Source organism: Amycolatopsis sp. WAC 01376, assembly GCF_003947415.1.
In the GTDB taxonomy this organism is placed as follows: Bacteria; Actinomycetota; Actinomycetes; order Mycobacteriales; family Pseudonocardiaceae; genus Amycolatopsis.
Genome location: NZ_QHKL01000001.1, coordinates 900,364 through 925,236 on the forward strand (window position 1 = coordinate 900,364; position 24,873 = coordinate 925,236).

24 protein-coding genes and 2 tRNA genes are annotated in these 24,873 nt (G+C 67.7%); 9 read left to right on the plus strand and 17 right to left on the minus strand.

The window, feature by feature from the left end:
- Window positions 1-37 precede the first annotated feature (37 nt).
- Window positions 38-562: a DUF2020 domain-containing protein gene (locus DMH03_RS04260; protein ID WP_125790664.1), complete on the minus strand. Its 525-nt coding sequence runs from the start codon at window positions 560-562 to the stop codon at window positions 38-40.
- 100 nt (window positions 563-662) lie between these two features.
- Between DMH03_RS04260 and DMH03_RS04265 the strand changes: the two genes are divergently transcribed.
- The 3 genes from DMH03_RS04265 to DMH03_RS04275 all read left to right on the plus strand — a co-directional run bounded on the left by DMH03_RS04265 (window position 663) and on the right by DMH03_RS04275 (window position 3,395).
- Window positions 663-1,382, plus strand: coding sequence for a hypothetical protein (locus DMH03_RS04265; protein WP_125781814.1), 720 nt, complete (start codon window positions 663-665; stop codon window positions 1,380-1,382).
- Window positions 1,382-2,023, plus strand: coding sequence for a pyridoxal 5'-phosphate synthase (locus DMH03_RS04270; protein WP_125790665.1), 642 nt, complete (start codon window positions 1,382-1,384; stop codon window positions 2,021-2,023). The genes DMH03_RS04265 and DMH03_RS04270 overlap by 1 nt, the downstream gene beginning before the upstream one ends.
- A gap of 94 nt (window positions 2,024-2,117) precedes the next feature.
- Window positions 2,118-3,395 (plus strand): M14 family metallopeptidase, encoded by a 1,278-nt coding sequence (locus tag DMH03_RS04275; protein WP_125790666.1) that lies wholly within the window; start codon window positions 2,118-2,120, stop codon window positions 3,393-3,395.
- Window positions 3,396-3,401: 6 nt separating this feature from the next.
- On the opposite strand, the gene DMH03_RS04280 is transcribed toward DMH03_RS04275, so the two are convergent.
- Window positions 3,402-4,586, minus strand: a complete 1,185-nt coding sequence (locus DMH03_RS04280) for a DNA glycosylase AlkZ-like family protein (RefSeq protein ID WP_125790667.1) — start codon at window positions 4,584-4,586, stop codon at window positions 3,402-3,404.
- Window positions 4,587-4,639: 53 nt separating this feature from the next.
- On the opposite strand from DMH03_RS04280, the gene DMH03_RS04285 reads away from it, so the two are divergent.
- Genes DMH03_RS04285 through DMH03_RS04300 form a run of 4 tightly spaced genes read left to right on the plus strand, consistent with a single transcriptional unit; the run spans window position 4,640 to window position 8,312 of the window.
- Entirely contained in the window at window positions 4,640-5,491 is an 852-nt protein-coding gene (locus DMH03_RS04285) for an ADP-ribosylglycohydrolase family protein (protein ID WP_125791536.1), read from the plus strand.
- A gap of 60 nt (window positions 5,492-5,551) precedes the next feature.
- A complete protein-coding gene (locus tag DMH03_RS04290) occupies window positions 5,552-6,616 on the plus strand; it encodes a sensor histidine kinase (protein ID WP_125790668.1) in 1,065 nt (354 codons plus the stop codon).
- The gene (locus DMH03_RS04295) at window positions 6,607-7,278 is read left to right on the plus strand and encodes a response regulator transcription factor (RefSeq protein WP_125790669.1); all 672 of its coding nucleotides are present in this window, start codon (window positions 6,607-6,609) and stop codon (window positions 7,276-7,278) included. The genes DMH03_RS04290 and DMH03_RS04295 overlap by 10 nt, the downstream gene beginning before the upstream one ends.
- 59 nt (window positions 7,279-7,337) lie before the next feature.
- Window positions 7,338-8,312, plus strand: coding sequence for an alpha/beta hydrolase (locus DMH03_RS04300; protein WP_125790670.1), 975 nt, complete (start codon window positions 7,338-7,340; stop codon window positions 8,310-8,312).
- A 9-nt stretch (window positions 8,313-8,321) separates the two neighbouring features.
- Here DMH03_RS04300 and DMH03_RS04305 read toward each other — a convergent pair whose 3' ends face one another.
- From DMH03_RS04305 to dnaA, 15 genes are all read right to left on the minus strand, one after another.
- Complete coding sequence (locus tag DMH03_RS04305) at window positions 8,322-8,825, minus strand: YbaB/EbfC family nucleoid-associated protein (RefSeq protein WP_233611271.1); 504 nt, start codon at window positions 8,823-8,825, stop codon at window positions 8,322-8,324.
- A gap of 51 nt (window positions 8,826-8,876) precedes the next feature.
- Window positions 8,877-9,911, minus strand: a complete 1,035-nt coding sequence (locus DMH03_RS04310) for a hypothetical protein (RefSeq protein ID WP_125790671.1) — start codon at window positions 9,909-9,911, stop codon at window positions 8,877-8,879.
- A gap of 4 nt (window positions 9,912-9,915) precedes the next feature.
- A complete protein-coding gene (locus DMH03_RS04315; RefSeq protein WP_125790672.1) occupies window positions 9,916-10,317 on the minus strand; it encodes a hypothetical protein in 402 nt (133 codons plus the stop codon).
- 66 nt (window positions 10,318-10,383) lie between these two features.
- Window positions 10,384-10,824 (minus strand): hypothetical protein, encoded by a 441-nt coding sequence (locus DMH03_RS04320; protein WP_125790673.1) that lies wholly within the window; start codon window positions 10,822-10,824, stop codon window positions 10,384-10,386.
- 76 nt (window positions 10,825-10,900) lie between these two features.
- Window positions 10,901-10,973 (minus strand) — tRNA-Ala (locus DMH03_RS04325).
- 37 nt (window positions 10,974-11,010) lie between these two features.
- Window positions 11,011-11,199: a DLW-39 family protein gene (locus DMH03_RS04330; protein ID WP_016330468.1), complete on the minus strand. Its 189-nt coding sequence runs from the start codon at window positions 11,197-11,199 to the stop codon at window positions 11,011-11,013.
- A gap of 164 nt (window positions 11,200-11,363) precedes the next feature.
- Window positions 11,364-11,437 (minus strand) — tRNA-Ile (locus tag DMH03_RS04335).
- Window positions 11,438-11,484: 47 nt separating this feature from the next.
- Window positions 11,485-12,171: a DUF3566 domain-containing protein gene (locus tag DMH03_RS04340; protein ID WP_125790674.1), complete on the minus strand. Its 687-nt coding sequence runs from the start codon at window positions 12,169-12,171 to the stop codon at window positions 11,485-11,487.
- 36 nt (window positions 12,172-12,207) lie between these two features.
- Window positions 12,208-14,733, minus strand: coding sequence for a DNA gyrase subunit A (gene gyrA / locus DMH03_RS04345; protein WP_125790675.1), 2,526 nt, complete (start codon window positions 14,731-14,733; stop codon window positions 12,208-12,210).
- A gap of 49 nt (window positions 14,734-14,782) precedes the next feature.
- Window positions 14,783-16,750 (minus strand): DNA topoisomerase (ATP-hydrolyzing) subunit B, encoded by a 1,968-nt coding sequence (gene gyrB / locus DMH03_RS04350; protein WP_125790676.1) that lies wholly within the window; start codon window positions 16,748-16,750, stop codon window positions 14,783-14,785.
- 218 nt (window positions 16,751-16,968) lie between these two features.
- Window positions 16,969-17,469 (minus strand): DciA family protein, encoded by a 501-nt coding sequence (locus tag DMH03_RS04355; protein ID WP_125791538.1) that lies wholly within the window; start codon window positions 17,467-17,469, stop codon window positions 16,969-16,971.
- Window positions 17,470-17,734: 265 nt separating this feature from the next.
- A complete protein-coding gene (gene recF, locus DMH03_RS04360; protein ID WP_125790677.1) occupies window positions 17,735-18,889 on the minus strand; it encodes a DNA replication/repair protein RecF in 1,155 nt (384 codons plus the stop codon).
- 9 nt (window positions 18,890-18,898) lie between these two features.
- On the minus strand, window positions 18,899-19,789 hold the full coding sequence (gnd, locus tag DMH03_RS04365) for a phosphogluconate dehydrogenase (NAD(+)-dependent, decarboxylating) (protein ID WP_125790678.1): 891 nt from the start codon (window positions 19,787-19,789) through the stop codon (window positions 18,899-18,901).
- Between the two features lie 37 nt (window positions 19,790-19,826).
- The gene (dnaN, locus tag DMH03_RS04370; protein WP_125781552.1) at window positions 19,827-20,960 is read right to left on the minus strand and encodes a DNA polymerase III subunit beta; all 1,134 of its coding nucleotides are present in this window, start codon (window positions 20,958-20,960) and stop codon (window positions 19,827-19,829) included.
- Window positions 20,961-22,058: 1,098 nt separating this feature from the next.
- Window positions 22,059-23,693: a chromosomal replication initiator protein DnaA gene (gene dnaA, locus DMH03_RS04375; RefSeq protein ID WP_125781550.1), complete on the minus strand. Its 1,635-nt coding sequence runs from the start codon at window positions 23,691-23,693 to the stop codon at window positions 22,059-22,061.
- Window positions 23,694-24,295: 602 nt separating this feature from the next.
- On the opposite strand from dnaA, the gene rpmH reads away from it, so the two are divergent.
- Window positions 24,296-24,439, plus strand: a complete 144-nt coding sequence (rpmH, locus tag DMH03_RS04380) for a 50S ribosomal protein L34 (RefSeq protein ID WP_005154511.1) — start codon at window positions 24,296-24,298, stop codon at window positions 24,437-24,439.
- A gap of 23 nt (window positions 24,440-24,462) precedes the next feature.
- Window positions 24,463-24,873 (plus strand): ribonuclease P protein component, encoded by a 411-nt coding sequence (rnpA, locus tag DMH03_RS04385; RefSeq protein WP_125790679.1) that lies wholly within the window; start codon window positions 24,463-24,465, stop codon window positions 24,871-24,873.

Consider the following 24,873-nt stretch of genomic DNA (forward strand, 5'->3'; position numbering starts at 1 on the left):
CAAGATCAACTTCACTCTGACGTGTGGATACCACTACCTAGAGCTGCAGCTCACCGATAGCCTCCTTCGCCACCGTACGTGCCTTGATGCTCTGCTTCTGGTTGGTGGTCACGACTACCGCGTTCCCGGCCTTCGAAACGGCGTAAACGGCGCCTTCTCCGGTCGGTTGGTAGCCGCCCTTCCAGCCCGCCGGTTCGTCTGCGGGGTTGGAGGTGTCGATGGGTGCCGCCTGGTCCACGAGTGCCTTGGCCACCGCGGGTTCTCCGACGTACACGCGCACCGTGAGCTGCAGTTTCCCGCTGAGCGCGTAGAAGAAACAGGTCGGATGCGGCTGATCCGCCGAGGTTTTGACCTTGGAGACCTTCTGTCCGTTGGCGTCCGAGACGAACTCGGTGCCCAGGTACGGGCAGGGGCCTTTGCCGGTGGGTTCCGGGGCGGGCGGGATGCTGGGCGCCGCGGTGGCCGACGGCGACGGCGAGCTCGCCGCGGACGGCGGCTGTTCCGTCGGCCCGCAGGCCGCCAGGAGCGGCACGGCGAGCGGCAAGATCAGAAGACGTCGCATAGTGGCGTCCAGTGAAGCAGATCGGATCGCCGCGCCGGTGCGACCATCCGCCCTGTTCGTGCGACGATGGCGCCGCGTGAGGAATCTTCGGGAGGCATCGGTGCTCACCAAGGAGCAGTACCTGGGTGCGGTGGCAGAGCGTATCCAGCGCAGCGGGGGCAGGCTGAACACCGTCCAGATCGGTCCGAGCACGGCAGTCGTCGGCCTGTTCACCGAATCCGTGATGATGTCGACGATGAACTACTGCGTGGTCGCCGCGGCGATCCCGGAGGTGACCGCGCCCGCGTTGTACGACTTCACCGGGCTGGCGACGCAGCACGCGCGCGCGAACGTGATGGGCACGGTCGGCTGGACGGCCGCTTCGGTGGTGATCGCCGGGCTGATCGGTGACCGCGTGTATCCGGACGCCGCGCAGGCCGCGTCGGCGAAGTCCGGCAACCAGTTCGGCGGCGAGACGCGCATGGTGGCGGTCGATGTTTCGGCGGCGCAGATGTACGCGTTCGTCGGCGGGAAGCTGTGGGGTGCGGCGGTCCAGGGTTCGGTGAACGCGAAGCTGACGTTCTGTTTCCCGCAGCCCGGCGAGGTCTATCAGCAGGTGCAGTGGGCGCAGTCGCAGGGCCAGCAGCCGCCGATGCCGCCGGGTCCCCCGATGCCGCCGCCCGGTCAGCAGCCGCCGCCCGGCTGGCAGCCCCAGCAGCCTCCGCCGCCGCAGTATCCGGTCGGGCCGCCGCCCGCGCAGGGTCCGCCGCCGGGGCAGCATCCGCCGCACTATCCGCCGCCCGCGCCCGGTTATCCGCCGCAGCGTCCGCCGGGGTACTGATGAATCGCACGTTGCGCGGCTGGCCGTCGTTCCCCGAAGAACTGCCGGAGTTCGACATCGAGGCCACACCGTCGACCCCGCGCGAGCTTTTCCTGGAATGGCTCGACGAAGCGGGAGAGCACGTCCTGGCGCCCCACGCCGTCACTCTGTCCACAGTGGACGACGATGGCGTGCCGGACGCGCGGGTCGTGATCCTCAAGGACGTCGACGGGGACACCTGGGCGGTCGCGACGAGTTCCGAAAGCCCGAAAGGTGTTCAGCTGGCGAAGAATCCGTTCGCCGCACTGACCTTCTTCTGGCCGGGGCGAGGCCGTCAGGTCCGCCTGCGCGGTCCGGTCTCGGTCGCCGATCCCGAGGTGTCCGCGGCCGATTTCACCGCCCGGCCGCCGGCGTCCCGGGTGGAGGCGTTCATCGGCAGGCAGTCACAGGTGCTCGAAGATCCGGCCGATCTCGACCGCGCGGCCGCGGAAGCGGAGCGGTGGGTCGAGGAGAACCCCGGCGTGGCACCGGAAACCTGGACCCGCTATCTGGTGACGCCGTCCGAAGTGGAGTTCTGGCAGGCGAGCCACGACCGGCGGCACCGGCGGCTCCGCTACCGGCGCGAGAACGGGACCTGGCACAAAGACCGCCTCTGGCCGTAAACGGTAACTGGGAACGACGATCGTCGGGTTGTCGTGGATGATTCACTTCGGCGACGGTGAACGGCACCTTGTCCCCAGATCGTTCGGAGGCGAAATGTCCACACGCCGTCGCATCGGGGGCGCCTTGGCCGCCACAGGGCTCGCCCTGCTGGCCGTCACGACGCCCGTCGCGAGCGCCCAGACCGGCGACCCGGCGAGAGGGCTGTACTCGGTGGAGGGCGCGTCCACTCCCGGCAAACGCACCGAGGTCGCCCGCACCGGTGTCGACGTCGCGGGCTCGCGCGGTGGCGCGCTGACCGTCGTCGCCACGCCCGGCCAGGCCGCGAGCCTGCGCGCGAACGGCTTCGGCCTGAAGCCGCTGGGCGACTTCGACAGCATGCTGAAACAACGGAGCGGCCGGGCCGGTACCGCGGCCGTCGCGGGCGACTTCCCGCCGGGCGACGAGGCGTACCACACCTACGCCGAAACGACCGCGGAGCTGCAGAAGGCCGCGAAGGACCACGGAGACATCGCGACGCTGTCCAGCGTCGGCAAGTCCTACGAGGGGCGCGAGCTGAACCTGCTGAAGATCAGCGACAACGCGGGCACGGACGAGAACGAGCCCGAAGTGCTGTTCACCTGCAACCAGCACGCGCGCGAACACCTCACCACCGAGATGTGCCTGCGGATCGTGCAGCGGTTCACCAGCGGCTACGCGTCCGACCCCGCCATCAAGAAGATGGTGGACGAGCACGAGATCTACGTGATCCCGAACGTCAACCCGGACGGCTCCGAATACGACATCACCGGCGGCGAGTACCAGGGCTGGCGCAAGACGCGCAAACCCGTGCCGGGCAGCAGCGCGGTCGGCACCGACCCGAACCGCAACTGGGACTACAAGTGGAACTGCTGCGGCGGGTCGAGCAACAGCCCGTCCGCCGAGGACTACCACGGTCCGTCGGCGTTCTCCGAGCCGGAGACCAAGGCCGTCGCGGAGTTCATGGACTCCCGCGTGGTCGGTGGCGCGCAGCAGATCAAGACGCACATCGACTTCCACACCTTCTCGGAACTGGTGCTCTGGCCGTACGGCTACACCAAGGCCGACACCGACACGGGCCTGACCGAGGAAGAAGCGAAGCGCTTCGCCGACGTCGGCAAGAAGATGGCCGCCACCAACGGTTACACGCCGGAGCAGTCCAGCGATCTGTACGTCACCGACGGCGACGTCAACGACTGGGCGTGGGGCAAGCACAAGATCCTCAGCTACACCTTCGAGATGTACCCGAAGGACGGCGGGATCGACGGCTTCTACCCGCCCGCTTCGGTGATCCCGGAGCAGACGGCCCGCAACGACAAGGCCGTCGACATCCTGATCGCCGAGGCGGGAGCCTGACCCCGCTCAGTTCCTGAGATCGGCCACTCGCGACGCCCGGCTCTTCGGCGAATCCAAGCTGAAGCTCCGGGCGTCGCCCAGTCGGTCGCGGACGAACTCTTCGGTCTCCGCGATCGTCTGCCGCAGCGCGGCGTCCTCGTCGCCGAAGAACCGGTGGACGATCTTGTTCGTCTCGGTGTCGAACTCCCACAAACCGGCGATACGACCCCGGTCGACGATGACGTGACTGGGTGGATCAGCCTGTCCGCCCAGCGTCTCCCCCGCGCGGCCACCGGGCACCGGCCGTCCGGCGTCGGCGTCGTCGAGCAGCCGCGACATCTCACGGTGCAGCAGATGGATGCCGTCGATGCCGGCGAGCAGCGCGTACGACGGCTCGGACGGCACGGTGAACGCGGCGAACTCGTCGGCGATCTCTTTGGGCATCAAGAGATCGGTGCCGTCGAGCGACACGAGTTCCAGCTGTTCCGCGATCTTCTTCGCACTGGCCGCGGTGAAACCGGAGAACCAGCGGAAATGCTTGAGTGACGCCGGAGCCGCCCACGAGAAGTACCGCCTGGCCAGTTCGGTCCGCGCGGTGTCCATATCGGACAGTCCGCCGCGCGGGGACGGCGTCCAGCGGACGTAGCCGTAGCGTTGCTGGTCCAGCCGCCCGTTGACGGGCACCCGTCGGATGTCGCCGCGGGCCTGGAGCAGGCCGAGCGCGAGTGGCAAGGTCGTGGTGGTGCCGCGTTTGCGGCCGGCTTCCCCGAGGTTGCGCACCGCCGATCCGGCGGCTTCCTTGATCGCGGCCGGGTCGAGCGGTTCGGTGGACGCGTCGAGCAGGTCGGCGACGGTGACGCACAACTGCTCGATCTCGGCCTGAGTGACGCCGAGGTACTTCTCCGCGGCCGCGAGCTCACCGGCGGGCGCCCCGGCGCCGACGGTCAGCCCGAGTTCGAAATCCGCCGACGGCAGGACGTAGGCGCAGCCCCGCGCCGACGGCAGTTCGTGGATGGCGAGCCGCGCGACGTCCGCGTCGACCGTCTCGCGATCGAGTCGGGCCCTGGCGAACAGCCCGAGATAGGGCGCCGAACCGCCGACCGAGCGCATCCAGCCGGTCCGCTCCAGCACCTCGGCCGACGACGCCCCGCGCAGCGAGCCGTCGAGACCTTGCCGATGTGCCCACCACGCGCGCAGCTTGTCGGTCGCCATGACTCCACGGTATGGGTATCAGGCCGCAGCCCGCAGCCTGGCACGATTACCGGATGCTGGTCGAACTGGCCATCGGCGACGCGTACGGAGGCTCCTTCGAGCACGCGTACCCGAGCTTCGTCGCCGAACACAACACGCTGGCCGGTTACGTGCCCCATCCCGGCCAACTCGGGGTCCCCGCGGGCCGCTACACCGACGACACGCAGATGACGATCGCGATCGCGGAACTGCTCGTTTCGGGGCGGCGATGGACGCCGCTGCTGCTCGCCGAGCAGTTCGTGCGGGCGTATCACCGCGATCCGCACGACGGCTACGCGCCGCGTTTCCATCAGCTGCTCAGCGAGGTCCGGGACGGCGAAGAGCTACTGCGACGGCTCCGGCCGCAAAGCGACAAGAGCGGGGCGGCCATGCGCGCCGGGCCGATCGGACTCCTGCCGACCGTCGACGACGTCCTCTACCACGCGAAACTGCAGGCCAGGATCACCCACGACACCCCTGCCGGGATCGCCGCGGCGCAGGCCGCCGCACTGGCGGTGCACTACTGCCACCATCGGGTGGGTCCGCTTTCCGAGGTCGCGAGGTGGATCGACGGAATCCTTCCGGAAGACGTCGGGCACGGCGGCTGGGCGCGACCGTGGTCGGGCAAGGTCGGGCCGCAGGGCTGGATGAGCGTCCGTGCCGCGCTGACCGTGCTCGCGACAGACCGGGGCCTGAGCGAAATGCTCCACCGTTCGGTCGCGTTCACCGGCGACGTCGACACCGTCGCGACGATCGCGCTGGCCGCCGCGTCGCGTTCGCCCGAGGTGGCGCGGGATCTGCCGCCGGTGCTGTGGCGCGATCTAGAGAACGGCGAGTACGGCCGCGACTATCTGGCGAGGCTCGACGAACGATTGCTGCACATCTGACGTAGGCGGGATCCACGGAACGCGGACGTGCCTCTGGCCCGATTTCGGCAGACTGGGCCGGTGAAGTGGCTGTTCAGAAGCGGAATCGTCGTCGCTTGGCTCGCGGTGAGCGCGTTGCTCGTCGTCGGCACCGCGAACCTCGAGCCGGATCACGGAGAACGTCCGGTCGACGCGTTCGGGTTCGCCGTCGTCGCGCTCGCTTGTCTCGCACTCGTCGTCGCCTGGCGGCTGCCGGTGGCCGCGGCGGGCACGGAAGCGTTTGCGCTCCTGCTCTACCTGGGGTTCGGCTATCCCGACGGTCCGGTGTTGTTCGCGGGTCTCGTGCCATTGTTCGCGCTCGGAACCCTTCGCTCGCGACGGCTCGCGTACGCCTTCGCGGGCGGTATGGCGGCGGTTGTCGTCGGCGCGAACGTGGCCACCGGCGGGGCGGGCGTCCTCGATCTGGTCTTCGTCGGCTGGGCAGGCGTAGCGGTCTTCGCGGCCGACGCGCTTCGAGGACGTCGTGAGCGGACTGCGGCCGCCGAGCGGGCGGAACGCGATCGCGTCCTCGGCGAGCGGCTGGACATCGCGCGGGATCTGCACGACAGCGTCGGCCACGCGATGGCGGTCATCAACGTCCAGTCGGGCATGGCCGCGCACGTGCTCGACGATCACCCGGAAGTGGCGAAGGAAGCGCTCGAAGTCGTCCGCACGGTCAGCGGCACGATCCTGGACGAACTGAACGCGATGGTGCGGCTGCTGCGTGACGACTCCACCCCGCTCCGGCCGGCACCGGGGGTAGCGGACATTCCCGCATTGGTCGCTTCGACGAACCAGGCGGGCCTGGCCGTCACGCTGGACCTCGACGCTCCCGGGATCGGGCAGCCGGTCGGCGGCGCGGTGTACCGGATCGTCCAGGAATCCCTCACGAACGCCGCGAAACACGGCACGTCGGCCGCCGAGGTGACGGTGCGAACCGACCGGAGCGGCCTGCGGCTCGACGTGGTCAACGACGTCCGCACGCCGGGGCCGGACGTCCACGGTGCCGGAATCAGGGGAATGGGTGAACGGGCCAGGGCGACCGGCGGCACACTGACCACGTGCCGTGAGGAAGGGAGGTTCCGGGTGAGCGCGCGATGGCCGTGATCAGGGTGGTGCTCGCCGACGACCAGCTCTTGGTGCGGTCCGGGTTCGCGGCGCTGCTCCGGGTGGAAGCCGGAATCACCGTGGTGGGTGAAGCGGACGACGGCGAGACGGCGCTGGCCGTCGTCGCGGAAACCGTGCCCGACGTGGTGCTGATGGATATCCGGATGCCGGGGATGGACGGCCTGGAGGCCACCCGCCGGATCATGGCGGACGAACGGCTTTCCGGCGTCCGTGTCCTCATGCTGACGACGTTCGACCTCGACGAATACGTCTTCGACGCGCTACGCGCCGGAGCGAGCGGTTTCCTGCTCAAACACACCAGGCCCGTCGACCTGATCCAGGCGGTCCGCGTCGTGGCGGCGGGAGACGCGCTCCTTTCCCCGAGTGTGACCAAGCGGCTGATCGCGGAATTCACCGCGCGTCCGTCGAGGCCGATGCCCCGTCTCGGCGGCTCCGCGTTCACCGAACGGGAGCACGAGGTGGTCCTTCGCGTCGCGCAAGGAATGTCGAACGACGAGATCGCCGCCGAGTTCGTCATCAGCGCGGCGACCGTGCGGACCCACGTCAGCCGGGCGATGACCAAGGTCCATGCCCGCGACCGGGCGCAGCTCGTGGTGTTCGCGTACCAGACCGGTCTCGTCCGCGCTGAACATCAGGCGTAGCCCGCGATCTCCACACTCGACGGACGACGCGACCCGGCCGCGGCTCCGACGCTGGAGCCATGACCTTCACCGCAAGAGCGGCCGTTCTCGCCGCGCTGCTCACTCTTTTCGGGACGACGACAGCGGTCGCCACCGAACGACCATCGACGGCCAGGTGCCAGGAACACCGCTTCCAAGTCCGGGTCGGCACCGAAGACCACACGATCGCGGGCGAGCTCTGCGTCCGCGGGAAACTCACCTCGCGTACTCCGGTCCAGGTCCTGCTGCACGGAGGGACCTACGACCGCTCCTACTGGGACTGGCCGTACCAGCCGCGTCGATACTCCTATGTGGACAGTGCGACGCGAGCGGGCTTCGCGACGTTCAACATCGACAGGCTCGGGTACGGCCGCAGCAGCCGCCCGAATCCGGAGACCCTCGGCTTCGCCGCCGGCGGAGAGGCCGTCCATCAGGTCGTCCAGCGGTTACGCCGGGGCGCGGCAGGACCTCGCTTCCGGACCATCGTCCTCAACGGACACTCGATGGGCGGCCTCGTCGCCGAACGGGCGGCGGCGCGGGGCGGGATCGCCGCCGTGATCGTCAGCGGGATCCCCCGCGATCGGCCCGGCGAGCGATCCGCATCCTCGGCTTCACCGTTCTACCCGGCGGAACAGGACCCGAAGTTCGCCGGAAAGCCTTGGGCGCCCGGCTACCTCACGACCCGGCCCGGCACACGCGCCGAGACCTTCCACTACGAAGGGGCCTACGACCCGGCGATCATCCCGGTGGAAGAGGCGCTGAAGGACACGCTCGCCTCCGCGGAACTCCGCGCTGTCGGCCCCGGCTCGATGCGCACCCGCTCCGCGAAGACGCCGACGGCGTACGTGCTGGGCGAGCACGACACCCTGATCTGCGGAACAACTGCCTGCACGAGCCAAGACGCCGACCACGTCGTGCGCGGCAGTGGTCATTCCCTCAACACCGGCCTGGCCGCACAGGATTTCTACCGATGGACGTTCGCCTGGCTGGCACGTCAGGGGATTCACGGCCGGTAAAGCACCGGATCACCAGGAAGGCCGGTACCGCAGGCCTTGCTCGTAGTACTGGTCCTCGGATTCCGCCGGTTCGTCCTGTGCGGGGACGGCCGGTTCTTCCGAACGGTCCTTGAGCACCACGTTTTCCGTGACCGCCGGGGGCCGGCGCGAGACCGGGGATTCCGGCGTCACGGTTTCCCCGGTCTGCTGGAACGAAGGGACGAACCCGACCCGCCAGCGGAGCCTGTCCGTGATGTATCCGGCGTTGCCGATCGGCGCCATCAGCTTCGCACTGCGCTTCGCGGATTCTTGCTGCGCTTCTTGATAAGTCCGCATGACGGCGTCCGCGATCTCGGCGGGCGACATCCGCGACACGGCTTCGGTCACCCTGAGCCGTGTCATCACGCCGTCGGTGTTGACCGAAACGGAGACGGCACCGTCCGGTGAGGACACGTCCACCGACAGGGCGGCCAAGGCCTCGAGCATCGCTTGCCGGTCGTTGGCCGGTTTCGTGGGCGCCGGTTTCTCGGCCACGTTCGCTCCTTGAGCGGTGGGGTCTCCCGAGCCGGAGACCCCACCCGTCCGCTATTCGAGTGGGGACAGTTCCCGCGGCGGTTCCTGGATCTGACCGTCGTTCGAGATGTCGACGTTCTGGTCCCGGACCCGCTTTTCCGTTCCCTTGTCGGTGTTCTCCGTTTCGAAGTTGCCGGGATCGAAGGTCTCGCCGGGGCTGACGTCCGGCGGCTCGGGAATGATCGGCAGGTTGTTGATCTCGGTGTGGATCTTCGAGACCAGCGACTCCGCCGCGCGGAACATGCTTTCCCTGATGTTGACCACACCGTCGTGGAAGCTGTTGTAGATCATTTCGGGGCTGTCCCCGACGATGTCGGCCTGCACGGTGGCCGCCGTGGCGAGCCCGGCGCCGGCCGCGGCGCCGGCGACCTGCACCCCGTTCGCGGTGGTGAAGAACGCCGCCGCGGTGAGACCACCGGCCGGTGGCACGGCCGCCACGAGCAGCGCGGTGACAGCGGCGGCGAAGGTCGCGGCCAGCGCCTTCTGCAAGGCGGATTCGTCCTGCCGTTCCTGGTCGTCCCGGTACTTTTCCGCGGCGGTCATGAAGGACGCGGCGAGTGCGCTCAGGTCGGCCCGCGCGGTGGCGATGGCGTCCCGCGCGGCCACGATGTCGGCTTCCAGCACGGTGAGTTTGGTGCCCACGCGGGCATAGGTGTTCACGAGACCCTGGATGTAGCTCTTGGCGGTCTCGGCGCCTTCACCACGCCACTTGAGCAGCAGGACCAAAGCCCGGTCGAGCGGCGCTTTCGTGTCCTGGAAAGCGTTCCAGAGACCCTCGTAGGCCTCGATCATGGTCTGCAGGCTGTTCTCGCCGACGAGCTCCGCCTCGGAGAATTCGAGGAAGAAGTCGCGGACCTGTTCCTTTCGGCCGCCGCTCATGTCCACGTCGCTGCCGAACGTCCAGTCAAAGAAAAGGAGGTCCACCGCCGCGAAGGCCTTTTCGGCGCCCGCTGTGAGGTCGTGGGAGATTCCCTCGAGAAGCTCGGCGTTCTTGTCATCACCTTCGGCGGTGGTCTCCGCGTCCAGTGCGTTGAAGTACCCGTCCACGCCGCTACCCCTGTTCCCCGTACGCCGCGCGGTTCATTCGCTGCTTGTTGTCCTCATCGACGGATTCGTACAGTTCGGCGACCTTCGCCAGTGCCCGGGAAGCGTCCTGCGTGCTGCCGTGCAACCGCGCGAGCATTTTTTCGACGGCCTGACGGTGTTCCTCGTACGCCGCCGAAACCCCGCGCATGCCCAGGGATTTCCCGAACGCGGTGTCCGGCGCGAAAAGGCCGGGGAGAAGGCCACCCGTGACCGGGTCGGGAGCCGGCACGTCCTGCCCGGTCACACCGGTATGGGCGGTACTGACTATGTCGGCGGCCTTCTGCAGTTCCTTGCTCGACAACCTGAGATCGTCGAGGTCGGTTTCGAAACTGACCATGTTCACCTCGCTGTCCGGATTCCACCCCATGTAAGCAGCGTTGACTTGGCTGGGCGCGAGACTTTGTCATCCGCGTACGGTGACGAACGTCACGACTCAGACGGAGACCCAGCAGTAGAGGCGATCGCCCCTGGTCGTGGCGGTGCGGGCGAGTTCCGCGAGGCCGGTCAGCAAATCGGCCAGCTCGGCAGGGTCGGCCTGGCCACCGAACTCGTCGGTTCGGGACCAGGGCTCGGCGACCTCACGCAGGCGCGCCTCGTCGGCGTCGGACAACGCGGCGGTCAGCTCGCCGGTCAGCGCGACGACCAGACGCGTGCCGCCGTCGGCCATGGCGATGGGGCCGAGATCGCGTTCGATGATGGTCTCGTAGCCGACACCGGTGAAGAGGGACTCCAGCGTGCCCAACTGCACGAGCGGATCCACACCTTTGAGCGCGACGGTCGGTAAGGAAGCCTCGGCCGGGCCGCCGACAAGGTCGAGCGTGGTGGCCGCGGTTTCGTTGTCCGGCGCGGCGAAGTAGTCGAAGAGCACACCCATGCGCGCATTCTTACAGGGAGCTACGGCCCGGAAACGAAAAAGCCACCCGCGATGCGGGTGGCTTCGTGGACCGGAGTGGAGCTGAGGGGAATCGAACCCCTGACCCCTGCCTTGCAAAGGCAGTGCTCTACCAATTGAGCTACAGCCCCGGGTCGCAGGCGATCATGATAACCGCCCGCGCCGAAATCAGTTGTTGCGGGACGCGTCCGCGGCCTTGGCCGGGGCGCTTCCGTTCGTGGAAGCGGTGCCCAGCGGACGTTCGGTGGGCGCGGTGGCCTCACGCCAGAGGTCGGCCTCGGCCTTGGCTGCCTTGTTGCGCTTGATCACGAACAGCACGCCGCCCGCGATGACCGCGAGTGCCAACAGCTTCTTCATCAGAAGCCCCCTCTTTCCGCCGAGTTGCTCCGCTTACCCACCGATGCTACTGCACGCGGTTCTCCGGGCGCCTGGTGCCCGACGTTCCACGTGGAACCAGCGAGCCTGCCGGAAACCCGCAGCAAAAAAGCCGACCCGCGATGATCGCGAACCGGCTTTCGGAGTGGGCCCACCAGGACTTGAACCTGGGACCTCTTCGTTATCAGCGAAGCGCTCTAACCGCCTGAGCTATGGGCCCGAACGAGGAGAAGATTACAGGACGCCTTTCGGCGTCCTGCAACCGGGTCACTCTCGTTCGGAAAGGGTCACTTCCAGGCCTCCGGCGAGGTCGGCGGAGACGTTGTAGATGAACGCGCTGACGGTGGCCAGCGCCGAGATCAGCACGATGTTGATGGCACCGAGGATGGCCGCGATCCCGAAAACGCGGCCGGCGCTGATCAACGGGTCGGCCGGCGCGTCGGCCCCTTCGCCGCCGACGAGCGACGAGTAGGTCCCGTTGAGTTTGTCCCAGACACCCATGCCGTCGAGCACGGTGTAGAGGACGCCGACGGCGACGAGCCACACGAAGAACAGCGCGACGCCGAGGACGAGGGACAGTTTCAGCACCGACCAGGGGTCGAAGCGTTTGATCTGCAGGCTGGCGCGACGCGGTCCGCGGCCGGGGCGGCGGAGCGCGGTGGGCGCGGCACGGGTGCGGGAGGCCGACGGGATGGCGGAGGGGGCGGGTTCGCCCTCTCCGCTGTCGCCGAAGAGCCTCTTCGCGGCTGTGCCGCTTACCCCGTGATAGTCGGTCACGGTTGTCGCGTCCCGCTTCGGGTCCGAGTGGGCCACGTCTTCGGTGGCGACCGAAGACACCGAGACCGTCTGCTCACTGGCGCCTTCGGCCTCCCCGGCACCGCTGTCGCGCTGCCAAGGCGGGCTCGACGATCCCGCCTGCGCGCCGCCTGCTTCGGGCTTCTCGGATGGTGTCACGAGGTGTCAGTCCTTACCCAGTACGTGGGGCGTCGTCTACTCCTGCTCCGACGCCGGGATTTCTTCTCCTTCAGTACTACCTGCAGTGGCGACGTCCGAGGGCTCGTCCGCGTTGCGTGCGACCGCGAGAAGAGTGGTTCCTTCGTCGAGATTCATCAGCCGCACTCCCTTCGTCTGCCTGCCTGCCTTGCGCACCTGTCCGGCCGAAGTCCGGATCACCCCGCCGCTGGAGGTGATCGCGTAGAGCTCGTCTTCGGCGTCGACGATGACCGCGCCCACCAGCCTGCCACGTTTCTGGTCGTACTGAATGGTGAGCACACCCTTGCCGCCGCGGCCCTGGACCGGGTAGTCCTCGGTCGGCGTCCGCTTGGCGTAGCCGCCCGCGGTGGCGACGAGGAGGAACCTGTCGGGCTGGACGACGTTGATGCCGAGCAGTTCGTCGCCTTCGTTGAACCGCATGCCCAGCACACCGGACGTCGCGCGGCCCATCGGGCGCAGGGCTTCGTCGGTGGCGTGGAAACGGATCGACTGGCCTTCCGCGGACACGAGGAGCAGATCGTCCTCGGCGGCCGCGAGGACCGCGCCGACCAGTTCGTCGCCTTCGCGCAGGTTGACGGCGATGAGGCCGCCGGCGCGGTTGGAGTCGAAGTCGGTGAGCTTGGTCTTCTTCACCAGGCCGCGACGGGTCGCGAGCACCAGGTACGGGGCGACCTCGTAGTTCGGGATCTCGATGACCTGGGCGATCTTCTCGTCCGGCTGGAACGCGAGCAGGTTCGCGACGTGCTGGCCGCGCGCGTTGCGGTTGGCCTCCGGCAGGTCGTAGGCCTTGGCGCGGTAGACGCGGCCCTTGTTCGTGAAGAACAGGATCCAGTCGTGCGTCGAGCAGACGAAGAAGTGCTGGACGATGTCGTCCTGTTTGAGGGTCGCGCCCTGGACGCCCTTGCCGCCGCGTTTCTGCGATCGGTACAGATCGGTTTTCGTTCGCTTGGCGTAACCCGTGCGGGTGATCGTGACGACGACGTCCTCGACCGCGATGAGGTCTTCGACCGAGACCTCGCCGTCGAACGGGATGATCTTGGTGCGCCGGTCGTCGCCGTACTTGTCGACGATCTCCTGCAGTTCCTCGGCGATGATCGCGCGCTGCCGCTCGGGCTTCTCGAGGATGTCCTTGAGGTCGGCGATCTCGAGTTCGATCTCGGCGAGGGTGTCGATGATCCGCTGCCGCTCCAGTGCGGCGAGGCGGCGGAGCTGCATGTCGAGGATCGCGGTCGCCTGGATCTCGTCGACGTCGAGCAGGCTCATCAGCGCGGGCCTTGCCTCTTCGGCCGAGGGCGACCGCCGGATGAGGGCGATGACCTCGTCGAGCATGTCCAGCGCCTTGACCAGACCGCGCAGGATGTGGGCGCGCTCTTCGGCCTTCCGCAGCCGGAAGCGGGTCCGGCGGACGATGACCTCGATCTGGTGCTTCACGTAGTGCCGGATCATCTGGTCGAGACGCAGCGTGCGGGGCACGCCGTCGACCAGTGCCAGCATGTTGACACCGAAGTTCTGCTGCAGCTGGGTGTGCTTGTACAGGTTGTTCAGCACGACCTTCGCGACCGCGTCGCGTTTGATCGTGACGACGATCCGCATGCCACTGCGGCTGTTGGACTCGTCGGCGATGTCGGAGATGCCGGTGAGCTTGCCGTCGCGGACCAGGTTCGCGATGTTCTCCACCAGGTTGTCCGGGTTGACCTGGTACGGCAGCTCGGACACGACCAGGATCGTGCGGCCCTTGGCGTCCTCTTCGACCTCGACGACCGCGCGCATGCGCACGGAGCCGCGGCCGGTGCGGTACGCGTCCTCGATGCCGGAGTTGCCGAGGATCATCGCCTTGGTCGGGAAGTCCGGGCCCTTGATCCGGACCAGCAGCGCGGCGAGCAGCTCGTCGTCGCTCGCCTCGAAGTTCTCCAGCGCCCACTTGACGCCGTCGGCGACCTCGCGCAGGTTGTGCGGCGGGATGTTCGTCGCCATCCCGACCGCGATCCCGGAACCACCGTTGACCAGCAGGTTCGGGAACCGCGACGGCAGGACGTCGGGCTCCTGGGTGCGGCCGTCGTAGTTGTCGGAGAAGTCGACGGTGTCTTCTTCGATGTCCTGCAGCATGTGCATCGCGAGATGCGCCAGCCGGGACTCGGTGTACCGCATGGCGGCGGCGGGGTCGTTGCCCGGCGAGCCGAAGTTGCCCTGGCCGTCGATCAGCGGATACCGCAGCGCCCACGGCTGGGCGAGCCGCACCAGCGCGTCGTAGATCGCGGAGTCACCGTGCGGGTGGTAGTTGCCCATCACGTCGCCGACGACGCGGGAGCACTTGTTGTACCCGCGGTCGGGGCGGAAGCCCGAGTCGAACATCGAGTACAGCACGCGGCGGTGCACCGGCTTGAGGCCGTCCCGCACGTCCGGCAGCGCCCGCGACACGATGACGCTCATCGCGTAGTCGATGTAGGAGCGCTGCATCTCCTGCTGGATGTCGACCGGTTCGATCCGGTCGTGGTCCGGAGCAGGCGGCAAGGTTTCCGTCATGAGGTCCTTCTCGTGAGAGCAGTCCTAAGGGGACAAAGAGCGGGGACGCCTAAACGTCCAGGAAGCGCACGTCCTTGGCGTTACGCGTGATGAAGGAGCGGCGCGCTTCGACGTCTTCGCCCATCAGTACGGAGAACAGGTCGTCGGCCTGCGCGGCGTCGTCCAGGGTGACCTGGCCGAGCAGCCGGTGCGCCGGGTCCATCGTGGTCTCCCACAGCTCTTCGGCGTTCATCTCGCCGAGACCCTTGTAGCGCTGGATCGCGTCGTCCTTGGGGAGGCGCTTGCCCGCCTCGACACCGGCCTGGATGACGGCGTCGCGTTCCCGGTCGGAGTACGCGTACTCCGGATCGGCCCGCGGCCACTTGATCTTGTACAGCGGCGGCCGCGAGAGGAACACGTGCCCGTGCTCGATCAGCGGGGGCATGAACCGGAACAGGAAGGTGAGCAGCAGCGTGGTGATGTGCTGGCCGTCGACGTCGGCGTCGGCCATCAGCACGACCTTGTGGTAGCGCAGCTTCTCGAGGTCGAACTCTTCGTGGATACCGGTGCCGAGCGCGGTGATCAGCGACTGGACCTCGGTGTTCTTGAGGACGCGGTCGATGCGGGCCTTCTCGACGTTGATGATCTTGCCCCGGATCGGCAGGATCGCCTGGTACATCGAGTCGCGGCCTTCCTTGGCCGAACCGCCGGCCGAGTCACCCTCGACGATGTAGAGCTCGCATTCCGACGGGTTGGTCGACCGGCAGTCCTTGAGCTTGCCGGGCAGCCCGCCGATCTCCAGCGCACCCTTGCGGCGGACCAGGTCGCGCGCCTTGCGGGCGGCCATCCGCGCCTGCGACGACGAGATCGACTTGTTGATGATCGTCTTCGCCTCGGTGGGGTTGCGCTCGAACCAGTCGGCCAGCCACTCGTTCGACGTCTGCTGTACGAACGTCTTCGCCTCGCTGTTGCCCAGCTTGGTCTTGGTCTGGCCCTCGAACTGCGGCTCGGCCAGCTTGATCGAGACGATCGCGGCGAGACCCTCGCGCACGTCGTCACCGGTCAGGTTGGCGTCCTTCTCCTTGAGCAGCTTCTTCTCGCGCGCGTACGCGTTGACGACGCGGGTGAGCGCGGCGCGGAAGCCCTCTTCGTGCGTGCCGCCCTCGTGCGTGTTGATCGTGTTGGCGAACGTGTACACCGACGGCGTGAAGCCGTTGTTCCACTGCATGGCGACCTCGACCTCGAGGCCGACGCCCTTGGCCTCGAAGGAGATCACGCTGGTGTGGATCGGATCCTTGCTGCCGTTGATGTGCTTGACGAAGTCTTCGAGCCCGCCGGGGTAGCAGTAGGTCTTTTCCTTGACCCGTGCCGCTTGGCCGGAGGCGTCCTCTTCGGTCTCTTCGTCGGCGACGCGCTCGTCGCGCAGCGAAAGGGTCAGGCCCTTGTTGAGGAACGCCATCTCCTGAAGACGACGGGAAATCGTCTCGAAGTTGTACGTCGTGGTCTCGAAGATGTCGTCGTCGGCCCAGAAGGTGATCGTCGTTCCGGTCTCATTGGCCGGACCGAGATCCTCCAGCTCACCGGGAAGCTGGTTCGTGTACTCCTGGCGCCAGCTGCGGCCGCCGTACTTGACCTCGGCGAGCAGTGTCTTCGACAGCGCGTTCACCACGGAGACGCCGACGCCGTGCAAACCACCGGAGACCGCGTAGGAGTCGCTGTCGAACTTGCCACCAGCGTGGAGCACGGTGAGCACGACCTCGAGGGTCGGCTTCATCTCCTTGGGGTGCATGTCGACCGGGATACCGCGGCCGTCGTCGACGACCCGCACCCCGCCGTCGGCAAGCAGGGTAACCTCGACCTTGGTCGCGTGACCTGCCATCGCCTCGTCGACGGAGTTGTCGACCACCTCTTGAACGAGGTGGTGGAGGCCGCGTTCACCGGTGGAACCGATGTACATACCGGGACGCTTGCGGACGGCTTCGAGGCCTTCGAGCACCGTGATCGACGACGCGTTGTACTCGCTCTTGTTCTCGGTCACAGGTGTTGATTCTCCTCGTCTCGCCCGAGCGGACGCTCGCTCATCTCCAGTGTACTTGGCCGCGCCCGCTGACATGCGGCAAGGACACCCCTGATTTGCTCACAGGCGCGCTAATTCGTTCGAAACAGAGTCTTGACGTTCGCGAAGCACTCTGAGCGCGTTCTCGGCGCTTTAATGGGCACTGTCGATGGCATAGACGCGGCGAAGCGCAACTCGGATCAGCCGTACGTGTCACGCGGACCACGCCCCGGGACGTGCCGCGGCCCTTTCCGCCAGCTCGGCGCCGTCGGCCCCTGGATCCGCATCCTCTTCACCACGCCGTGCCCGACGCCTTTCGCGATCTTCGCCAGCAGCTGCCCCTGCAGCAGGCGCAGCTGCGTCGCCCACGCCGTCGAACTCGCGCGGACGGTCAGCTCGCCGTCCTTCAAGGCGACCGGCTGGGCGTGTTCGGCGACCTCTTCACCCACAAGCCGTGCCCAGCTGCCGAAGACCTGACCGTTGGCGAGCCGCGTGTTCCAGCCGCGGTCGACCGCGATCCGGGAGGCGAGCCTGCCGAGCGGTTGCGGGTCGCGGGCGTCGGCACCCGGCCCTGACCAGCGACGACGTCGCGAGCTCTGGCCGTACGAACCGGCTCCCCCACCGGTGATACGGCCGCGGCGCACGCCTGGTTCAACTCCGCGGGCCTTCGCTTTGGCCTTCGCGGCGTCCAGGGCGGCCAGCGCGAGGTCACGACCAGTAGTCGGCTCCTTGCCTTCGGTATCGGTTGCGCCGTTCGATACCGTCGGCCGATCACTCTTCGTGTCGAACAAAGCTCCCTCACTCGGGTTACTACCCGAGCGGGGGGTGTCAAGCCGCTTATCAGGCCCCTTGGTCACGCGGGGCGATAACGCGTTCACGGTGTTATCCACACTGTCCACAGGTTTGTCCCCAGATCGGTGGGCAACTGCTGTGGCGCCGATCACCCGGGGTATCCGCTTCGCCGGATCACCCTCGGTTGATCTCACCATCCGCCACGAGGAACCGATGTCCGGCCAGTTCGGCGGGCACGTCCTCGTCCACGGCGGCGGTCACCAGCACCTGCTCGGCGCCTGCCGCCACCTCCGCCAGCCGGGCCCGGCGACGCCGGTCCAGCTCGGCGAACACATCATCCAGGAGAAGCACCGGTTCCCCGGCCTCGCCACGCAGAAGCTCGTAGCTTCCCAGACGCAAGGCGAGGGCGAACGACCAGGACTCCCCATGGCTCGCGTAGCCCTTCGCCGGCGCTTCGCCGAGGATGAGATCGAGCTCGTCCCGATGCGGGCCGACCATGCTCACCCCGCGCTCCAGCTCCAGGTTCCGGGACCGTTTCAACGCCTCGACCAGCACATCCTTGAGGACCGCCTCGTCGGCGCGAGTACCGTCCGGAACTCCGTAGCCCGCTGGCATCGCTTCGCCGAGGCTCGACTTGTACGCGATCGTCGCCGGTCTCGAGTCGGGCGCGACCCCCATGTACGCGGCGGCCGTGTACGGCGCGAGATCCGCGATCAGGTTGAGCCGGGCGGCCAGCAACGCGGCCCCCGCCACCGCCAGGTGGTCGTCCCAGACGTCGAGCGTCGACAACGCGTACGGGTCTTCGCGCCCCGTCCGGCGCTTGCCCGCCGTCTTGAGAAGGGCGTTCCGCTGCTTCAGCACCTTCTCGTAGTCGGCGCGGACCCCGGCGTACCGCGGCGCGCGCAGCACGAGGAGTTCGTCCATGAAACGGCGGCGCTCCCCGGGATCCCCGCGCACGAGCGCCAGATCCTCCGGGGAGAACAGCACCGTGCGCAGGATCCCGAGCACGTCACGGGGCTTGCCGACCGCGCCGCGGTTGACCCGCGCGCGGTTCGCCTTGCCTGGCGTGATCTCCAGCTCGACCGTCAGTTCGCGGTCCTCGTTGACCACCGCGACCCTGATCAGCGCGCGTTCGCAGCCGTGCCGCACCAGCGGCGCGTCGGTCGCGACGCGATGCGAGCCAAGGGTCGCGATGTAGCCGATCGCCTCGAGGAGGTTCGTCTTGCCGCGGCCGTTCTGTCCGACGAGGACGGTCGGGCCGGGTTCGAGCGCGAGATCGGCTTGTGGCCAGGACCGGAAATCGGTGACCTGGAGATGTCTCAAGTACAACCCGGTTGCCTAGTCGCCGGCCTTCTTGACCGAGTGCCCGCCGAACTGGTTGCGCAGCGCGGCGACGGCCCGCATGGCGGCGGAGTCCTCCTGGCGCGAGGCGAACCGGGCGAACAGCGCGGCCGAGATGACCGGTGCCGGGACAGCGTTGTTGATCGCCTCTTCGAGGGTCCACCGGCCTTCGCCGGAGTCCTCGACGTAGCCCTCGAGGTCGTCCAGCTCCGGGTCCTCGTCGAGCGCGCGGACGAGCAGGTCGAGCAGCCACGAGCGGACGACGGTCCCCCGCTGCCAGCCCTTGATCACCGCGGGCACGTTCTCGACGACCTTCGCGGCTTCGAGCAGCTCGAAGCCTTCGGCGAAGGCCTGCATCATGCCGTACTCGATGCCGTTGTGGATCATCTTCGCGTAGTGACCCGAGCCGACGGCGCCGGCGTGCGAGAAGCCCTCGTCACGCGGGCCCTCGGGGCGAAGCGCGTCGAAGATCGGCATGGCCTTCTCGACGTCCGAAGCTTCGCCACCGACCATCAGGCCGTAGCCGTTGTCCTTGCCCCACACGCCACCGGAAACCCCGCAGTCGAGGTAGCCGATCTTCTTCGTCGCGAGCAGGTCCGCGTTGATCCTGTCGTCGGTGTACTTCGAGTTGCCGCCGTCGATCACGAGGTCGCCCTCGGACAGCAGGTTGCCGAGTTCCGCGACGGTCTGCCGGGTGGGTTCACCGGCGGGCACCATGATCCAGACGATCCGGGGACCGTCCAATTTGGACACCATGTCCTCGAGTGAGGTGGAGTCGGTGACGTCGGGGTTGCGGTCGTAGCCGACCACCTCGTGACCGGCCGCGCGCAGCCGCTCACGCATGTTGAACCCCATCTTGCCGAGGCCGATGAGTCCCAGCTGAGCCATGAAGATCCCCTTTGGTGCGAACAGAAATGGCGGCCGGTCAGCCCGGGAGGCGAACCGGCATCAGGAGGTACAGGTAGCCGGGGACGACGTTGCCCTCCTCGTCGGCGGGCTTGATCAGCGCCGGCCGGTTCGGGGTGGTGAACGTCAGTTCCGCCCGGTTCGCGTTCAGCGCGCCGAGCCCGTCGACGAGGTAACCCGGGTTGAACGCGATGGTCACCGGCTCACCCTCGTAGTCGACCTGAAGCTCTTCTTCGGCCGAACCCTCGTCGTCGCCGCCGGCCGAGAGCCGCAGCGAGCCGTCCTTGAACTCCAGCCGCACCTGGGTGCCACGTTCGGCGACCAGCGAAACACGCTTGATCGACTCGGCGAGCGCCGAGACCTCGAGGACCGCGCGCGACGTGTGCTGCGCCGGCAGCAGCTGCCGGTACGGCGGGAACTCCGCGTCGAGGAGGCGGGTCGTGGTGTAGCGGCCGGAGCCGGAGAGGCCGAGGAGACCCTCGCCGCTGGCGAGCGCGAGCCGGATCTTGGCACCGCTGGCGCCGAGCGTCTTCGCGGCCTCGGCGAGCGTGCGCGCCGGGACGAGCACGGCGGCGTCGGACAGGCCCTCGGCGGGCTCCCAGGTGAACTCGCGCATCGCGAGCCGGAAGCGGTCGGTGGCGACCAGGGTCAGCGAGGAGCCCGAGATCTCCAGCCGCATACCGGTCAGCATCGGGAGGGTGTCGTCCTTGCCCGCCGCGACGACGACCTGGGTGACGGCCTGGCCGAAGGCGTCGCCGGTGAGTTCGCCGGCGAAGGCGGGCTGGGACGGGAGCTGCGGGTAGTCCTCGACCGGCATGGTCGGCAGGGAGAAGCGCGCGGAGCCGCAGGTGATGGTCGCGCGGGCGCCGTCGACGGAGATCTCGACCGGCTGCGCGGGCAGCGACTTGGTGATGTCGGCCAGCAGACGGCCGGAGACCAGCAGACGGCCGCCGTCGGCGATGGTGGCCGGGACGCCGACCGTGGCGGAGACCTCGTAGTCGAATCCGGAGACGGTGAGTGCGTCACTCGTCCCGTCGGATCCCGCATCGAGCAGGACACCGCCCAGAACCGGGACCGGAGGCCGCGACGGGAGGCTTCTCGCCACCCACGCGACGGCGTCGGCCAGCCCGTCACGCTCGACGCGGATCTTCATGCGCGCTTCCTTTCGACAGCCGAGCCCCTGACGGCTCGAAAGCTCAACGGGTCACCGCGGCCGGAGAGCGCGATGGCCAGGTGCCTCGCAGGTTCGTTCGGTCCGAGCGAGGACGCGAACGCACGTCGACACGCAGACCAGGTGCAGGGACCCACGTTAGGCCGTCCCCGGGGTCCGCGTCACCTCGGCCTCCCCTTGCTTTTGTCGACAAGACGACACGGCTGACCGGCTGTCCCCAGATTCGTCCTTCGCCTGTTTTTGTTTTGTTCTCTTCTAGAGAAGAAGAAAAGACAGCAGTAGTAATAGGCGTTGTGGATTGTGTGGACAAGCCTTGTTCTCGCAGGTCCGGATGCCTGTGGGGCTGTGGACTCCGGGTGTGTACGAACGGTGGACAGCTCGGGCCGTCGGTGGATGGTTTCGAGCGGCGCTCGATCTGTCCACAGTCATCCACAGTTTTCCCCACAGTTATCCCCAGTTGTGAGCCGGTTTGTACCCAGGCTTGTGGACCTGGTTCGTGACCGGAATCGCTCGGGAGAGTGACTCGAGCAGCACCGTTCACCCTTGTGCACAAGATGTGGGCAACCTGGGGACAGCGTGTGGATCTTGGTGTGGAAATGCTGTGGATTTCCTGTGAGTGCGATGTGGACGGAAACCCGATCGCCGCAGCTCCCGGACCCACCGGAGTTGTGCACAAGCTACCCACACCCTGTGGATTCCCTTTGTACACAAGGAAAACGCGAAGCCCCCTCAGTCCCCCTACGCCCCCTTCGCGCCCTTCACCCAAGTACCCGCCCTCCGCGCCCCTACGCCCCCTTCGGGCCACTTTGGACAGCAAGAAGGGCCCCCGCCCGACCGGCGAAGGCCCTAAAACCCTTATGTACTACGGACTTACGACCAGCTAAGCCCCGGCAACGCCGGCTTGGCGACTCCGGGGTCTCCCCAAGGGCGCCCCGCGCCCGACGGAGACTTCACCCGTCGAGCGCCCTCCCTTGGGCCGAAGGCCCACGTAAACGTGATGAAGGGGCGCCTCCCCGCCCACCCTGAGGTGGAAGCGGAACGGCGCCCCTTCATCACGTTTACGTCAGCGCTCGACAGATATCACTGCCTGGCGCGTTGCTTGATCCTTGAAGTCAGTTCCTGGACCTGGTCGTAGATGCGCCGTCGTTCGGCCATTTCCTTGCGGATCTTCTTGTCCGCGTGCATGACGGTCGTGTGGTCGCGGCCGCCGAAGGTCTGTCCGATCTTCGGCAGGGACATGTCGGTGAGTTCGCGGCAGAGGTACATGGCGATCTGGCGTGCGGTCGCGAGTGCCTTCGTCTTGCCGGGGCCGCAGAGGTCGTCGAGGGTCACGTCGAAGAACTCGGACGTGACGCCCATGATGGTGGGCGCGGTGATCTCGGGCGCGTGTGAATCGGGGATGAGGTCGCGGAGCACGATCTCGGCGAGTGCCACGTCGACGGGCTGCTGGTTCAGTGACGCGAAGGCGGTGACGCGGATGAGCGCGCCTTCGAGTTCCCGGATGTTCGCCTCGACGCGTGAAGCGATGAACTCCAGGACTTCGCCGGGTACGGCGAGCCGGTCCTGTGCCGCCTTCTTGCGGAGGATCGCGATCCGGGTTTCGAGTTCCGGCGGCTGGATGTCGGTGATGAGGCCCCACTCGAACCGCGTGCGCAGCCGGTCTTCCAGCGTTTCGAGGCGCTTCGGCGGGCGGTCGGAGGAGACGACGATCTGCTTGTTCGCGTTGTGGAGGGTGTTGAAGGTGTGGAAGAACTCTTCCTGCGTACCTTCTTTTCCTTCCAGGAACTGGATGTCGTCGACGAGCAGGATGTCTATGTCGCGGTAGCGGCGCTGGAAGGCGACCTTGCGGTCGTCGCGCAGCGAGTTGATGAAGTCGTTGGTGAACTCTTCGGTCGACACGTACCGCACGCGCATGCCGGGGAACAGCCGCTGCGCGTAGTGCCCGACGGCGTGCAGCAGGTGGGTCTTCCCGAGTCCGGATTCTCCCCAGATGAACAGCGGGTTGTACGCGCGGGCCGGTGCTTCGGCGACGGCGACCGCGGCCGCGTGCGCGAAGCGGTTCGAGGCGCCGATGACGAACGTGTCGAATGTGTACTTCTCGTTGAGCTTCGTCTTCGACGTCTGCGGCTGCGCCGGCGCGGTGTAGGGCTGGCCCGCGATCGGCTGTCCGGAGAAGGTCGGCCAGATCTCGGTCACGGCGGCGAGGGCCTCGCCCTCTTCGTCGACTTCTTCATCGCTGTCGTCGCCATCGTTGAGGCTGTTGTCCACGGGCTGCTGCCTCGGGGGCCTCGGTTTCGGCGGCTCGGGCCGCGGCCTGTTCGGCGACAGCATGCCGTCACCGTCGGGCAGCGGAGGAGTGCCGGGCACCGGTCCGGAACCGTTTTCCACCCGGCCGGGTGACGTCGGTTCATAGCGAGGGCCGGGCGAGGGCGGAGGCGGAGGCATCGAGGGTTCGGTGCTGTCGACCTTCACCGCGAGGGAGACCGCGCGGCCGAGCCGGCGCGAAAGGGCTTCGGTGATCGCGCCGCGAAGGGCGCGTTCGATCGCTTCTTTGGCGAAGTCGCTGGGGGCGGCGAGCAAGGCGGTGCCGTCGAGGAGGCCGATCGGCCGGGTCACCCGCATCCAGGCGCGCTGCTGCGGGGAGAGGGTGCCGTCCGACAGCTCGCGTACGACCTGTTCCCAGATGACGCCAAGATTGTGCTGGTGATCGGACACCTGCCTGACTCCCCTCCCCTCATCGGTGCGTGCGGTGAGATCACTCAGCGGCCCGAAACGCCGGGTCGAGCGTCATCATGGCCCGATCGGCTCATGCGCACAGCAAATATCCACATGGTTGTCCACAGCTGTGCACTAATGTACGGCTGCCCGCGGTGACGCCACCTGCGGGATCGCCGTATGCCGACGGGACGCCTCCACATCCCCAAGGACACCCGGGCGCCTGCACCGTTCCACCTCGGCGAAAACCCGGGAGGGGCACGCTAACAAGCCCCGCTCGTTGCCACAAGGCATCCTCGCGCGCAAGCATTTCACGGTGTACGGCGTGTTGCCATTCGATGCCCTCGCGTCGTCGGTGATCACTCTCCACGTACTGTCGCGGTCCGTGGTCGAGGGGGTGGCTGCCGGGCCCGGGCGGGGGGTGCGTACCCTCGTAAGGTCTCCCGTATACAGCGGGGGCGTTTCGCGTGCCCACGTTGTCGTCGCTCGACGTGACGAGGCCACACGTTGGTAGGAGACACCAGAGACTGCCGTGCGTCAGCACGACACGCCAGGAACGGGTCGAACCGTTCCCGGCGGCCGAGAAACAGGAGAAGTTAGTCGTGAGCAAGGGTAAGCGCACCTTCCAGCCGAACAACCGCCGACGCGCCCGGGTCCACGGATTCCGGCTGCGCATGCGGACCCGCGCCGGCCGGGCCATCCTGGCGGCTCGCCGTCGCAAGGGCCGCGGCGCGCTGTCCGCCTGATCCGGCCGCCGTCGAGGGACGTCGTGCTGCCGGCCGCCGCGAGGTTGCGGCGCAGTGAGGATTTCCGTGCCGTGATGCGGCGTGGGGCCAAGGCAGGCAGGCGCCGCCTCGTCGTCCATGCGTTGACCACGGACCCGCCCGATGCCGCCGAAGCGGCGCGGGCGGGTTTTGTGGTGAGCAAGGCCGTCGGGAATTCGGTGGTCCGCCACCGGGTCACCCGCCGATTGAGGCATCTTGTTTCCGCCAGGCTCGGAACACTGCCGCCGGGCAGCTCGTTGGTGATACGGGCACTACCTCCGGCCGCGGACGCGTCCAGCGCGGAACTCGGCTCGGACCTCGACGCTTCGTTGAGGCGCCTCGGGCTCTCCGGCCGTTCCGCCGTCACCGGGAAGTCCCAGCAGGCGCGACCCCCCGACAACGGATCAGCGGTGTAA

Bases quoted from the DNA above. Each gene is read 5' to 3' on its own strand.
- DMH03_RS04275 (WP_125790666.1), top strand. From the start codon at position 2,118: ATGTCCACACGCCGTCGCATCGGGGGCGCCTTGGCCGCCACAGGGCTC.
- DMH03_RS04315 (WP_125790672.1), bottom strand. From the start codon at position 10,317: ATGGGGTGGAATCCGGACAGCGAGGTGAACATGGTCAGTTTCGAAACC.
- DMH03_RS04260 (WP_125790664.1), bottom strand. From the start codon at position 562: ATGCGACGTCTTCTGATCTTGCCGCTCGCCGTGCCGCTCCTGGCGGCC.
- gnd (WP_125790678.1), bottom strand. From the start codon at position 19,789: ATGGCTCAGCTGGGACTCATCGGCCTCGGCAAGATGGGGTTCAACATG.
- gyrA (WP_125790675.1), bottom strand. From the start codon at position 14,733: ATGACGGAAACCTTGCCGCCTGCTCCGGACCACGACCGGATCGAACCG.
- DMH03_RS04320 (WP_125790673.1), bottom strand. From the start codon at position 10,824: ATGGGTGTGCTCTTCGACTACTTCGCCGCGCCGGACAACGAAACCGCG.
- DMH03_RS04270 (WP_125790665.1), top strand. From the start codon at position 1,382: ATGAATCGCACGTTGCGCGGCTGGCCGTCGTTCCCCGAAGAACTGCCG.
- DMH03_RS04280 (WP_125790667.1), bottom strand. From the start codon at position 4,586: ATGGCGACCGACAAGCTGCGCGCGTGGTGGGCACATCGGCAAGGTCTC.
- DMH03_RS04295 (WP_125790669.1), top strand. From the start codon at position 6,607: ATGGCCGTGATCAGGGTGGTGCTCGCCGACGACCAGCTCTTGGTGCGG.
- DMH03_RS04330 (WP_016330468.1), bottom strand. From the start codon at position 11,199: ATGAAGAAGCTGTTGGCACTCGCGGTCATCGCGGGCGGCGTGCTGTTC.
- dnaN (WP_125781552.1), bottom strand. From the start codon at position 20,960: ATGAAGATCCGCGTCGAGCGTGACGGGCTGGCCGACGCCGTCGCGTGG.
- DMH03_RS04285 (WP_125791536.1), top strand. From the start codon at position 4,640: ATGCTGGTCGAACTGGCCATCGGCGACGCGTACGGAGGCTCCTTCGAG.
- DMH03_RS04300 (WP_125790670.1), top strand. From the start codon at position 7,338: ATGACCTTCACCGCAAGAGCGGCCGTTCTCGCCGCGCTGCTCACTCTT.